Below are 12,414 nucleotides of genomic sequence, written 5' to 3'. Positions count from 1 at the left end.
ACGTATTCACGCGAAGGGCCGCGCAGGCCGGGCTGGAATTGCCGCTCGGGCCGGTTTGCGCCCGAATTCACGGCCAGCGCCTATAATCGATGGTGAGCCTGAAAGCCTGATCGCATGACCATCACCGAAGACACCCGTCCCGCCCTGGGCCTGCCCCAGATCCAGTCGCTTGCCGCGGCCGACATGGCCGCCGTCGACGCCCTGATCCGGCGCCGGCTGTCCTCGGACGTCGTGCTGATCAACCAGATCGCCGACCACATCATTTCCGCCGGCGGCAAGCGCCTGCGCCCGATGCTGGTGATGCTGGCCGGCCACGCGGTCGGCCAGGCCGGCCCGGAGCACCACCAGCTGGCGGCGATCATCGAGTTCATCCACACCTCTACCCTGCTGCACGACGACGTGGTGGACGAGTCCAGCCTGCGGCGTGGCCGCAGCACCGCCAACGCGCTGTGGGGCAACGCGCCCAGCGTGCTGGTGGGCGACTTCCTGTACTCGCGCAGCTTCCAGCTGATGGTCGAGCTGGAGCGCATGCCGGTGATGCAGATCCTGGCCGATGCCACCAACCGCATCGCCGAGGGTGAAGTGCTGCAGCTGCTGCACGTGCACAACCCGGACACCGATGAAGCCGCCTACCTGCGCGTGATCGAGCGCAAGACCGCGGTGCTGTTCGCCGCCGGTACCCGCCTGGGCGCACTGGCCAGCGGCGTGGACGAAGCCACCCAGCAGGCCCTGTTCGACTACGGCATGCACCTGGGCTACGCGTTCCAGATCGCCGACGACGTGCTGGACTACTCGGCCAACGCCGAGGAGCTGGGCAAGAACCTGGGCGACGACCTCGCCGAGGGCAAGGCCACGTTGCCGCTGATCCACGCGATGGCCCACTCCGATGACGCTACCCGCGAGCGCCTGCGCACCATCGTGCAGGACGGCGACGCCTCGGCGATGCCGGAAGTGCTGGCCGCGATCCGCGTCACCGGCGGCCTGGAGTACAGCCGCCGCCGTGCCGAAGAATACGCCGAAGCCGCCGAGCGTGCGCTCGACGGCCTGGGCGACAATGACGCCGTGGCTGCCCTGCGCGGCCTGGCCCGCTACGCGGTGCAGCGCTCGCATTGATCGGTTGAGGTGTGCCGACCAACGGTCGGCACCTACCGCGGCTGTGGGTGGATGCCGACCGTTGGTCGGCACTGAAACGGTCGCATTGACCGCATCTGGTAGTGCCGGCCGCTGGCCGGCATTCCCGATGACATCCGCAGCATCATGAGGTTGCCGGCCAGCGGCCGGCACTACCACTGCACGAATCAACGTTTCTCGAAGCGCTCCTCGAAGAACTCATCCAGCGCCTTCCACGCGCGCTTTGCCGCCCGCTCGTTGTACTGGCAGCCCGGCGGGCTGTTGGCGTCGCGCTCGGCGAAGCAGTGCACCGCACCGCTGTAGTTGGTGAACTCCCAATCGACCTTCGCCGCGTCCATTTCCTTCTGGAAAGCGGCGATGTCCTCGGCGGTCACGCTCTTGTCATCGGCCCCATTGAGCACCAGCACGGACGGATGGGTGCCACCGGCCTGCGCCGGCAAGGGCGAACCCAACCCACCGTGCAGGCTGACCACAGCGGCCAGCGGCGCACCGGCGCGGGCCAGCTCCAGCACCGTGGTGCCACCGAAACAGAAACCGACCGCGCCGATCCGGCTGGCATCCAGCGGCACCTTGCCGGCCTGCGCCTTGAGCACGTTCACCGCTTCCAGTGCACGCGCACGAAGCAGCGGCCGGTCATTGCGCAGCTTGCTGGCCACCGGCCCCGCCTCCGCATCACTCTTCGGCCGCACGTCCTTGCCATAGACATCGGCCACCAGCACCACGTAGTCATCACCGGCCAGCTGCTTGGCCTTCTCGATGGCCGACTCGTTCACACCCTTCCAGTTCGGCACCATCACCAGGCCCGGGCGCTTGTCGTGCCCACCATCGTCATAGACCAGCACGCCACTGAAGGTCGTGCCCTGGTGCCTCCACTCCACCGGCTGCGTCTTCATCGCCGCCCACGCCGGCATCGCCGCCAGCCCCAGCATCATCGCCACACCGCATCGCCAACGATTCATGCGCCTGCTCCGCAAGAAAAAGGGGACGGAGGGGATTAAGCCGTATTCGCCCCTCCCGCGTCGCATTCTGCATTGGCGGCGTGACGCAGGTGTGGTTGGATACGACTTAATCCCCTCCGTCCCCTTTTTTTCGCATGAATCTTGTTGATCGCTTTCTGTCTGGCCTGATCCCGCGTTTGCCTGCCGAGGATGCCCCGCAGTGGGCACATGTCCAGGGCGCCAGCGCCGAGGACCTGCAGCGCCTGCGTGTGCAGTGGCCGCAGGTGCCGGGCAGCCTGGTGGAACTCCTATCGCGCGTGGATGGCACCCACTACCGGGAGTACCCCGGCGGCAAGGTCTGCGTACTGATGCTGGGCTCGGACGTGGAGGACGGTGGCTACCCGTACTACCTGCGCTCGGTCGCGCAGATCTTCGAGGACCAGCAGCAGTGGGACGACAGCATCCGTTCCATCTACGAAGAGTGGCTGGATGAGGAGCCGGAGATCCTCGGTGAAGGCATCGACGGTGATCTGCCGATGAGCAGGCGCCTGTGCTTCTCGCACTGCATGAACAACGGCGGCACCTCGATGCTGTACCTGGATTTCGATCCGGCACCGGGTGGTACGGTCGGCCAGGTGGTGCGCTACCTGCACGATCCGGACAGCTACGCAGTGATCGCCCCCAGCTTCGACGCGTACCTGCAACAGATGATTGATCGCGATTATGCGTTCATCGACCAGGACGAGGATTGAAACCCAGCCGAGCATGGGCTCGGCTCTTGTGTCTCGGATGGTGCCCTGATCAGGCACAATTCCCCGGTGACCCGGGAGGCTCCGATGACGCTGCCTCGGCTCTTAAGCCTTTGAGCTTGCAAAGTAGATTCAGCGCGTCGGCGGCCTGACACCGCCTTGGAACTTGAACGGTATCTTAGGCCCACCCTTGGGTGAGAGCCTGTACTCACAAGGGCAAGTCTGGCGGCTTCCGATCACGATCGTAAGTTCAAGCTGGAGCGAAATCATGCAATTTATCGGCATCGACGCTGCCAAGGCGACCTTTGATATCGCCTTGCCGCTGCCTGATGGCAAATATCGAACCAAGGCCAAACTCCCCAATTCAGCCAAGGGCTTTAATGAGCTTCTTGCTTGGCGCGCCAAGCATGCGCCGAACGCGGCGGTAGGCATGGAGGCCACCGGTATCTACCACGAAGCTTTGGCGCGAACCTTGGTGGAAGCAGGGGTGGTGGTTCATGTGGCCAATCCCGCCCGGGTAAAGGCGTTTGGACAGGCGGAGGGCATCCGGACCAAGACGGACCGCAGCGATGCCAAGCTGATTGCCCGGTTCTTTGAGGCGCAGCGCTCGGAGAAGTTGCATCCCTACGTTCCGCCGACCCCCTCGGAGGTGAAACTGCGTGCCTTGGTACGGCGTCGAGATGACCTCCAGGAAATGCTGCAGATGGAGCGCAATCGCCTGGACGTTGCCGACATCTCGGTCCAGCAAGGGATCAAGGATGTGATCCAGACGCTGGAGGAGCAGATCAAGCAGGTCCAGAAGGCGATTGAGGACCATATCGATAACGATCCGGACCTGCGCCAGCGTCATCACCTGCTTACCAGCATTCCCGGTGTAGGCAACACCAGCAGTGCCCAGCTGCTGGCCATGCTGGGGGATCTAAGCAAATACAGCGACGTGCGCCAGGTGGTTGCCCACGCAGGCCTGAATCCGGCCCAGCGTCAATCAGGAAACTACGAAGGCAAATCCCACATATCACGCGTGGGCGACGCCAATTTCCGCAAAAAGCTGTACATGCCGGCGTTGACCGGGAAGACCTACAACCCCAGGCTGAAGTCCTTTGCAGACCGGCTCAGCGCGAAAGGGAAGCCCTTCAAGGTCGTCATGTGTGCGGTGATGCGCAAGCTCATCCATCTGGTTTGGGGCGTACTGAAAAGCGGCCGCCCATTTGAGCCTGACGGCGCCCTTGCCTAGGCAAGGGCAACACGGTATCTACAGTAGATTCACGCCATGCGTGGATGACGACCTCACCCACGCTCGATCCAATGCAACGTGCCCGGCTCGAACGCCAGCAGATCCGCTGCGGCCAGCTGGCCCCGCGGCCAGTGACGTTCCGGCGGCTTCGGCTGCCGGTCACTCACCGCACCGTCGTAGTCACGCACCAGCAGGCCGATGCGCGCGGCCCCAGCCTGCAACAGCGCGTCGATACGCTGCAACCACTGGCCGGCATCGTCCAGGGCTTCATCGCGGCGTGCCTGCTGATATCGCGGCGGCTTCAACGTGCGATAAGGATGCGGGCAGGAACAGGGTAATGAACGTGCACATGCGGCTATCCGGGTCCGTCCGGGGATGCGCCCCATGGTAACTCGCCGGGGTCAGAGCCCTTTCCTGAGGAAAGGGATCCGACCCCGATCCGGCGGATCAGGCGATGCCCAACCCCGGAATCGCGCTGATGCTGTCCGGATCGAACCCGGCCAGTTCGGCGAAATGGCGTCCGCGCGCCACGTAATCGCGGTAGGCCCCGAAGCTCGGCGCACCTGGCGACAGCAGCACCACCCCGCCCTGTGCGCCCAGCGCCGTGCGCGCCAACGCCATCGCCTCGGCGAGATCGCCCGCAGCGTGCAGGCCAAAGCGGCCAGCATCGGCCAGCGGCTGCAGCATCGCGTGGATGCGCGGGCCGTTGCTGCCCATGGTCACGATCTCCACCGGCGGCACGTCGTGCGCCATGTGCTGCACGAAGTCGGTCCAGTCCAGGCCACGGTCGTGCCCGCCCACCAGCAGCGCGATGCGCTGCCCGGCGAAGCACTCCAGCGCGGCCAGGCTGGCGTGCGGCGTGGTGCTGATCGAATCGTTGACGTAGGTCAGGCCATCGGCCACGCCGATGCGCTGCAGGCGGTTCGGCAGCGGGCGGAAATCCTGCACCGCCGGTGCCAGCGCCACCGCGTCCAGGCCCAGTGCCTCCAGCGCGGCCAGCACCGCGCACAGGTTGCCGCGGTTGTGGCGGCCCGGCAGCGGCGTGTTGCGGGTATCGAACACCGCCTGTTCGCTGCGATGCACGATGTCGCTCCGCATATGCCAGCCCTGCGGCTGGTTGAACCAGACCACCTCACTATCGGGCAGCGACAGTGCCGCCAAGTGCGGATCGGCGGCATTGAGCACGGCAATGCGCGGCGCGGCTTCCGTCACCAGCCGCAGCTTGTCCTCGATGTAACGTTGTTCGCTGCCGTGCCAGTCCAGGTGTTCCGGGAACAGGTTCAGCACCACTGCCACCTGCGGGTGGGCGCCACTGCGCGCCACTTCACCGGTCTGGTAGCTGGACAGCTCGACGGCCCAGTACTCGGGCGCCGGCTGCGGGTCCAGCACCTCCAGCAGCGGCAGGCCGATGTTGCCGACCAGTCCGGTGCGATGCCCGGCCGCGCGCAACAGGTGCGCGACCAGCGCGGTGGTGGTGCTCTTGCCCTTGGTGCCGGTCACGCACACGGTGTCGTGCACGATGCCATCGTCGGCCGCGTGTTCGGCGAACCACAGCGCGGTGCCGCCGATGAAGGTGGTGCCCTGTGCTGCCGCCGCCAGCGCGATCGGCTGATAGGGACTGATCCCGGGCGATTTGATCACCACGTCGAACGCGGCCAGCGCTTCGGCAGAAGGCTCGCCACGCACGTCCAGCGCGCCCTGTGTTTCCACGCGTGCGGCCCCGACTTCGGCCGCCGGGCAGAACAGGCTCAGCGGCAGCGTGGGCAGGCGCTCACGCAGCACCGCAAACGCGGCGCGGCCCTCGCGGCCCCAGCCCCACAGCGCGACGCGCTTTCCTTCAAGCTTCGAAATCTTCACGCACCCGTTCCCACAGCGCAGCCGGAACGCGGTGCTCGCCCTGCAGTTGCAGCAGCGGTGCCAGTTCCAGTTCGGCGGCATCCAGCTGCGGCTGGATTTCATTGCAGAAGCGCTTCACCAACACGTCTTCCTTCCATTCCGGGCGCTGGGCCAGGGTCGCCATCGCCGCACGCGATTCGCGGCCTTCGCCCACGCACTCGAACGGCTTGTGGTCCTGGAACTCCAGCAGCGCGTCGAAGCCAGCGGCCTGCTCGGCATCGTCCAGCAGATTGCGGCCGAAGATGCGCACCAGGCGCGTCTTGGGCATGAACGGAGCCAGCGCCAGGAACACGAAATGGCACTTCGGGCAGACGCCGCACCAGCGGTTCACCGGGCGCTCGCCAAGAATGTGGAAATTGCGGTTGCAGCTGGAGAAGTGCGCGTCGTAGAAATCGGTCTTGGCGAACTGGCGGGCCACCGCCAGCTCGGACATCGGTCGCAGCAGCGAGTAGTACTGCAGATCCGCCGCCACGTACTTCCGCACATGGCTGCCGAACGCCTGCTCGCAGGCCCAGCCCTTGGACCACTGGTGGTTCACTTCACCGGTGCCCGGAATCTGGCTGCCGTAGCTGGCCGAACGCTCGTTGGAGAACACGACCTGGTCCACGCCGTGCAGCAGGGCGGCCAGCACCATGATTGCCGAGTTCACCACCGTCACCGGGATATGGCCGTTCCAGGCACCCTGGCGGTTCAACTCGAACAGTTCCGGTGCCAGCGTGCGGCCCAGGTTCAATGTCGGCAGGCCGGTGCGCTCGGCGCAGGCGCGGATCAGTTGCGAGCCACCGATCCAGGTCACCGTCTCGTCCACGCCGGCACGGCGCAGCGCTTCGATGCTGACCAGCGAATCCTTGCCGCCGCCGATGGCCACCAGTGCGTGCGGCTGCAGGCCCAGCGCCGGCGCCTGCACGGCCTCGCCCTGCACCGGCAACCGGAAGCGGCCGCGCAGGTTCAGGCCGTTACGGTAGGCGAATTCGCCCAGGCCATTGAGGTAAATGGTCTCAACCAGTGCGGCGGTATCGGCATCGATGCTGTAACTGTCGATGCTGACCGTATCCGGTACGCCGGCCTTGTAGTAGCTGACGCCGGCAATCAGGTGCAGCAGCTGCAGCGCACGCTTCACGGCAGCGGCGCGCGCCTCGTCCAGCACGAACGGGGCACCCGGCACAGTGATGGTCTCCACCATCTCCGGGCCGTCGTCGAAGGCATAGACCAGCCGGGCCACGCCGGTATCCGCTGCGAAGTCGCAGTGGACGAAGCGGAAGCGGGAAACCTGGTGTTTGTCGAAAGCAGTCATGGTGTATCCGGTCAGGCACGGGCCCGCGCGAGGGCGCGGGGCGTGTCGGTGGGCGGGTGCAGGGCGCGCGCGGTGGTCATTCGATCACGTCTTCGCGCGGCAGCTTCCGCTGGTTGTAGGTGTTGGCCATCACATAGCCGTAGGCACCGGCATCGGCGATCAGCATCACGTCGTCCGGCGCAGTGGACACCGGCAGCTTGCGGCGCTTGCCGAACACATCGCTGGATTCACAGATCGGCCCGACCACATCGAACGCCGCTTCGGCATAACCGCCCTGGCGGCTGAGATTCTCGATGTCATGCCAGGCGTCGTACAGCGCCGGGCGCATCAGTGCGTTCATGCCGGCGTCCAGGCCGACACGGCGCACGCCGTCCTTTTCCACCACCTGGGTGGCATGGGTCAGCAGCACGCCCGATTCGGCCACCAGGTAGCGGCCCGGCTCGATCGCCAGGCGGAATGCCGGGTGCAGCGCCTTGACCTCGGCCAGGCCCTCGGCCCAGGCGTCCAGGTCGAAGGGTTCGTCTTCATCGCTGTACGGAATCGGCAGGCCGCCACCGATATCGATGGTCTGCACGCTGCCGATGCGGCGGGCGAAACCGGCCAGCTCATCGCACATCAGCCGCCAGTGCTGCGCGGTTTCCACGCCGCTGCCCAGGTGCGCATGCAGGCCCACCACGCGGCTGCCCAGTTCGGTGGCCGCGCGCACGAACTCGTCGACGCGGGCGATCGGCAGGCCGAACTTGGACTCCTTGCCACCGGTACGGACCTTGGCGTGGTGGCCCTCACCCCGGCCCAGATCGACGCGCAGCCACAGCTCGCGGTTACGGAACAGGTCCGGCCAGCGCTGCAGCGCTTCCACGTTGTCGACGGTCACGGTCACGCCCAGCGCAAACGCCGCCTCGTACTCGCTGCGCGGGCAGAAGCTGGGGGTGAACAGCACGCGCTTGGGCGACAGTTCCGGCAGGTGCTGGAACACATGCTTCAGCTCGCCGTGCGACACGCACTCCAGGCCGAAGCCTTCGGCTTCCAGCAGCTGCAGGATGGCCGGGTGGCTGTTGGCCTTGATCGCGTAGTAGCGCTGGTCGATCGGCTTGATTGCGGCCAGTGCACGGGCGCGGGCGCGCACCGTCGGCAGGTGGTAGACGTAGCGCGGCGTACCGGCATCGGCCAGCTGCAGCAGGTGCGCACGCTGGCCGCGCCACCACGGCGTGCCGCGCGGGCGCACGGTGCCGGCAATCTCGCGCCAGCGCGGGCCGAACACTTCGGTCTCCTCCACCGGCATCGCGCCGCTGTCGATCAGCTCTGCGTGCAGGATCGGCAGCAGGCCATCGGCATCGGCCTCGTCGATGACGAAGGTCAGGTTCAGGTCGTTGGACGACTGCGAGATCATGTGTACGCGCTCGCGGCCGAAGGTGGCCCACACGTCCGACAGCTTGTGCAGCAGCGACCGCATGCCGCGGCCCACCAGGGTGATCGCCGCGCACGGCACGATCACCTTCACCTTGCAGATCTGCGACAGGTCGGCCGACAGCGCGGCCAGCACATCGGTGTTGACCAGGTTCTCGGACGGGTCCAGCGACACGGTGACGTTGGTCTCGGCCGAACCGATCAGGTCCACCGACAGGCCGTGCTTCTTGAACAGGTTGAACACATCGGCCAGGAAGCCGACCTGCTGCCACATGCCGATGCCTTCCATCGACACCAGCACGATGCCATTGCGGCGGCTGATCGCCTTCACCCCCGGCACCGGTGCGGCGCTGCCATCGATGCTGGTGCCCGGCAGTTCCGGGCGCTCGGTATCGAGGATGGCCATCGGCACGCCGGCATCGCGGCACGGCTTGATCGAGCGCGGGTGCAGCACCTTGGCGCCGGTGGTGGCGATTTCCTGCGCCTCGTAATAGTCCAGGCGGGTCAGCAGGCGCGCGTCCGGCACGTCCTTCGGATTGGCGCTGAACATGCCCGGCACATCGGTCCAGATCTCCACCCGGCTGGCGCCGAGCAGCGCACCGAAGTACGCCGCCGAGGTATCCGAGCCACCACGGCCAAGGATGGCGGTACCGCCATCGGCATGCCGCGAAATGAAGCCCTGGGTGATCAGCAGGCGGGTCGGCTGCGCGCGGAAGCGCTGCATCCACTCCGCGTCTGCGCGCCACTGGCAGTTCACCGACAGGCGCTGCGACCAGTCGCTCTGGTTCGGCTGCGGCGGCATCGCGTCCAGCCACTGGCGGGCGTCCATCCAGCCCATGTCCAGGCCCGAGGCGCGCAGATAGGCCGCGCCCAGGGTGGAGGACAGCAGCTCGCCCTGGCCCAGCACTTCGGCCTGCCAATCCAGCGGACGGGTGGCCGCCCGCGCATCGTCGAGCAGGCCCTGCAGCGCCGCCAGCCGTTCGGCCAGCACCTCGCGGCCCAGGCCGAGTTCGGCCAGGAAGCCCTCATGGCGCTCGACAAGCGCTGCCACACGATCACCGCTGTCCGGCGCGCCGTCGGCAATCGCGGTCAGTTCGTTGGTGACCCCGGACAGCGCCGATACCACCACCAGCACGCGCGATCCGGTCTCTTCCGCGCGTTTTTTCGCCAGCTTCCCGATCGTGTCCCAGCGGTGACGACGCGACACCGAAGTGCCGCCGAACTTCAGTACGATCCAACGATCGACAAGGGGGGAAGCTGACATGGATTGGCTATGTAGAATGTGGGGAAGCCGCCCTCGGGGGCGGAACCTTTGATTCTAAGCGCAATGTCCCCGTAGATGGCCGTCCTCCGTTACCTGCAGCTCGATGTCTTCGCCCCCCGCCCCGGAACCGGCAATCCACTGGGCGTCATCCTGGACGCCGACGCGCTCTCCAGCAGCCAGATGCAGGCCCTGGCTGCCTGGCTGAATCTGTCCGAGACGGTGTTCTTCCTGCGCCCCACCGCGCCCGGCGCCGATTACCACATCCGCATCTTCACCCCGACCCGTGAGCTGGCCTTCGCCGGCCACCCCAGCGTCGGCGCCGCCTGGGCGGCGGTGACCTGCGGCCTGGCCCAACCGCGCGACGGCGCCCTGCTGCAGCAATGCGCGGCAGGGTTGCTCCCAGTACGGGTGAGCGGCCCGGCCGAGGCACTGGAGATCCAGCTGGCCAGCCCGCCGGCACGGCAACTGGACACGGAGGCAGGCGGAGCGCCCGCCGCGCTGTTGGCGCTCGCTGCCGACGGGCAGGTGCCCGAACTCTGGGACAACGGCGCACGCTGGTGGCTGCTGCCACTGCGCGATGCCAACGCCGTGCGCAGCCTGCTGCCGGACATGGCCGCGCTGGCCGACTGGAGCCTCGCCACCGACGCTACAGGCCTGGCCGTCTTCGCCGATGAAGCCGGCACCGGCCACACCCGCGTGGTGCGTGCCTTCTGCCCCGCTGATGCGCCCGCCGTGCCCGAGGATCCCGTGACCGGCAGTGCCAATGCACTGATCGGCGCCTGGCTGCGGCAGCGCAATGCCCTGCCCGGCCGCGAGGGCCGCTACGTGGCCAGCCAGGGCCGCGAAGTCGGTCGCGATGGTCGCGTGCAGGTACAGGTCGATGCGCAGGGCACGGTGTGGATCGGCGGCCAGGTGCAGCCGGTCATCGACGGCCAGATCCGTTGGCTGTAGAGCCGAGCCCACGCTCGGCTGCTTCTTCTCACACCCCGACACAACCGAGCATGGGCTCGGCTCTACAACCGCGCGTTAAGCTGCGCGCCACCCGATCCTGGAGTTTCGCCCCGATGACCACCCGCCGTTTCCTGCAGCTGGATGTGTTCTCCCCGCGCGCCGGCGCTGGCAACCCGCTGGCCGTGGTACTCGATGCCGAAGGCCTGGACGACGCCAGCATGCAGGCCATCGCACGCTGGACGCGCCTGCCCGAGACCACCTTCGTGTTCCCGCCCCAGGCCGCCGGTGCCAGCTACCGGCTGCGCATGTTCAGCCCGCAGAAGGAAGTGCCGTTCGCCGGCCACCCCAGCGTCGGCACGGCGCATGCAGTACTGCAGGCAGGCCTGGCCACACCGATCGATGGCGTGCTGGTGCAGGACGGCATTGCCGGCGCCCTGCCGCTGCGCGTCAGCGGTGAGGGCGCGCAGCAGCGCATCGCCATCCGCACCCCGCGCGCGCAGTTGGCGGAGACCGCTGAAGCCACCGATCCGCGCCTGCGGGCAGCACTGAAGGACTGGCCACTGGGCTCGCTGCCGCCGGCGCGCATGCAGGGCGGACGCAGCTGGTGGGTGGTGCAGGTGGCCGATGAAGCAGCACTACGCGCGCTGCGCCCTGACTGGGACGCGGTGGCTGCGCTGGCCGAGTCCACCGACAGCATGGGCGTGTTCGCCTATGCCTTCAGCGATGGCAGTGAGGGATTCGATCTGGCCGTGCGCGCTTTCGTCGGCAATGGTCGGCGCTTCGAGGACGCCGCCTCGGGGGCCGCCAATGCAGTGCTGGCCGCGTGGCTGGACCTGCGCGACGCGCTGCCACGTGGCCGCGCGCCGTTCGAAGTCAGCCAGGGCCGCGAAGTCGGCCACGATGCGCGCCTGACCCTGCGGGTCGACGAGGACGGCGAGGTCTGGTCGGGCGGCCAGGTGCAGACGGTGATCACCGGCACCCTTGATTGGTAAAGGGATACTGTAGAGCCGAGCCCACGCTCGGCTGCTTCCCGGCCAGATCACGGGACCTGCAGAAGCCGAGCATGGGCTCGGCTCTACAGATGCGCCGGCTCAGCCCAGTTCGGCTTCCAGGCTGATCGGCACCGCGCTCAGCGCCTTGGATACCGGGCAGTTCTGCTTGGCGTCATCGGCAATGGCACGGAACTGCGTCGCATCGATGCCGGGCACCACCGCCCTGACCTTCAGGCGGATCTGCGACAGCTGCGGACCGCCTTCCAGCGACAGGTCGACCTTGGCTTCGGTGTCCAGCGAGGTCGGGGTGAAGCCTGCTTCGCCGAGCTTGGCCGACAGCGCCATGGTGAAACAACCCGCGTGCGCGGCGGCGATCAGCTCTTCCGGATTGGTGCCCTTTTCGTCGCCGAAACGGCTGTTGAAACCGTAGCGGGTCTTCTCCAGCAGCCCACTCTGCGGCGTGCTCAACTGGCCCTTGCCCGTCTTCAGATCGCCTTCCCAGTGCGCGGTGGCGTGTCGCGAGATTCCCATTGTGCTGCTCCTGCGTGGCGGTGATGA

At 67.1% G+C, this 12,414-nt stretch carries 11 protein-coding genes; 5 read left to right on the top strand and 6 right to left on the bottom strand.

Annotation, left to right across the window (positions count from 1 at the left end):
* Positions 1 to 114: 114 nt before the first annotated feature.
* On the top strand, positions 115 to 1,113 hold the full coding sequence (locus ACSYHF_RS05230) for a polyprenyl synthetase family protein (RefSeq protein ID WP_005415617.1): 999 nt from the start codon (positions 115 to 117) through the stop codon (positions 1,111 to 1,113).
* Between the two features lie 185 nt (positions 1,114 to 1,298).
* On the opposite strand, the gene ACSYHF_RS05225 is transcribed toward ACSYHF_RS05230, so the two are convergent.
* A complete protein-coding gene (locus ACSYHF_RS05225) occupies positions 1,299 to 2,090 on the bottom strand; it encodes a dienelactone hydrolase family protein (protein WP_197598443.1) in 792 nt (263 codons plus the stop codon).
* A gap of 134 nt (positions 2,091 to 2,224) precedes the next feature.
* Here ACSYHF_RS05225 and ACSYHF_RS05220 point away from each other — a divergent pair, with 134 nt between their 5' ends.
* Together ACSYHF_RS05220 and ACSYHF_RS05215 are read left to right on the top strand one after the other, a co-directional pair.
* Positions 2,225 to 2,821: an SMI1/KNR4 family protein gene (locus ACSYHF_RS05220; RefSeq protein ID WP_053496876.1), complete on the top strand. Its 597-nt coding sequence runs from the start codon at positions 2,225 to 2,227 to the stop codon at positions 2,819 to 2,821.
* 265 nt (positions 2,822 to 3,086) lie between these two features.
* Positions 3,087 to 4,052 carry an IS110 family transposase gene (locus ACSYHF_RS05215; RefSeq protein WP_253137552.1) on the top strand — a complete coding sequence of 322 codons (966 nt, stop codon included), beginning with the start codon at positions 3,087 to 3,089 and terminating at the stop codon, positions 4,050 to 4,052.
* Between the two features lie 53 nt (positions 4,053 to 4,105).
* Here ACSYHF_RS05215 and ACSYHF_RS05210 read toward each other — a convergent pair whose 3' ends face one another.
* The 4 genes from ACSYHF_RS05210 to ACSYHF_RS05195 all read right to left on the bottom strand — a co-directional run bounded on the left by ACSYHF_RS05210 (position 4,106) and on the right by ACSYHF_RS05195 (position 9,913).
* The gene (locus ACSYHF_RS05210; protein WP_447576131.1) at positions 4,106 to 4,357 is read right to left on the bottom strand and encodes a hypothetical protein; all 252 of its coding nucleotides are present in this window, start codon (positions 4,355 to 4,357) and stop codon (positions 4,106 to 4,108) included.
* A 142-nt stretch (positions 4,358 to 4,499) separates the two neighbouring features.
* Complete coding sequence (gene murD / locus ACSYHF_RS05205) at positions 4,500 to 5,909, bottom strand: UDP-N-acetylmuramoyl-L-alanine--D-glutamate ligase (protein ID WP_329915521.1); 1,410 nt, start codon at positions 5,907 to 5,909, stop codon at positions 4,500 to 4,502.
* A complete protein-coding gene (gene murL, locus ACSYHF_RS05200; RefSeq protein WP_005415612.1) occupies positions 5,890 to 7,242 on the bottom strand; it encodes a UDP-N-acetyl-alpha-D-muramoyl-L-alanyl-L-glutamate epimerase in 1,353 nt (450 codons plus the stop codon). The genes murD and murL overlap by 20 nt, the downstream gene beginning before the upstream one ends.
* A 76-nt stretch (positions 7,243 to 7,318) precedes the next feature.
* Entirely contained in the window at positions 7,319 to 9,913 is a 2,595-nt protein-coding gene (locus tag ACSYHF_RS05195) for a bifunctional aspartate kinase/diaminopimelate decarboxylase (protein WP_072168632.1), read from the bottom strand.
* Between the two features lie 75 nt (positions 9,914 to 9,988).
* Between ACSYHF_RS05195 and ACSYHF_RS05190 the strand changes: the two genes are divergently transcribed.
* Both ACSYHF_RS05190 and ACSYHF_RS05185 read left to right on the top strand, forming a co-directional pair.
* Positions 9,989 to 10,864 (top strand): PhzF family phenazine biosynthesis protein, encoded by an 876-nt coding sequence (locus ACSYHF_RS05190; protein WP_329889382.1) that lies wholly within the window; start codon positions 9,989 to 9,991, stop codon positions 10,862 to 10,864.
* Between the two features lie 113 nt (positions 10,865 to 10,977).
* Positions 10,978 to 11,856, top strand: a complete 879-nt coding sequence (locus ACSYHF_RS05185) for a PhzF family phenazine biosynthesis protein (protein ID WP_053496865.1) — start codon at positions 10,978 to 10,980, stop codon at positions 11,854 to 11,856.
* Positions 11,857 to 11,955: 99 nt separating this feature from the next.
* Here ACSYHF_RS05185 and ACSYHF_RS05180 read toward each other — a convergent pair whose 3' ends face one another.
* The gene (locus ACSYHF_RS05180) at positions 11,956 to 12,387 is read right to left on the bottom strand and encodes an OsmC family protein (RefSeq protein ID WP_005415607.1); all 432 of its coding nucleotides are present in this window, start codon (positions 12,385 to 12,387) and stop codon (positions 11,956 to 11,958) included.
* Positions 12,388 to 12,414: the final 27 nt, after the last annotated feature.

The organism is Stenotrophomonas maltophilia group sp. P373, assembly GCF_053295075.1.
This window is presented reverse-complemented; position numbering and strand designations above follow the sequence as displayed.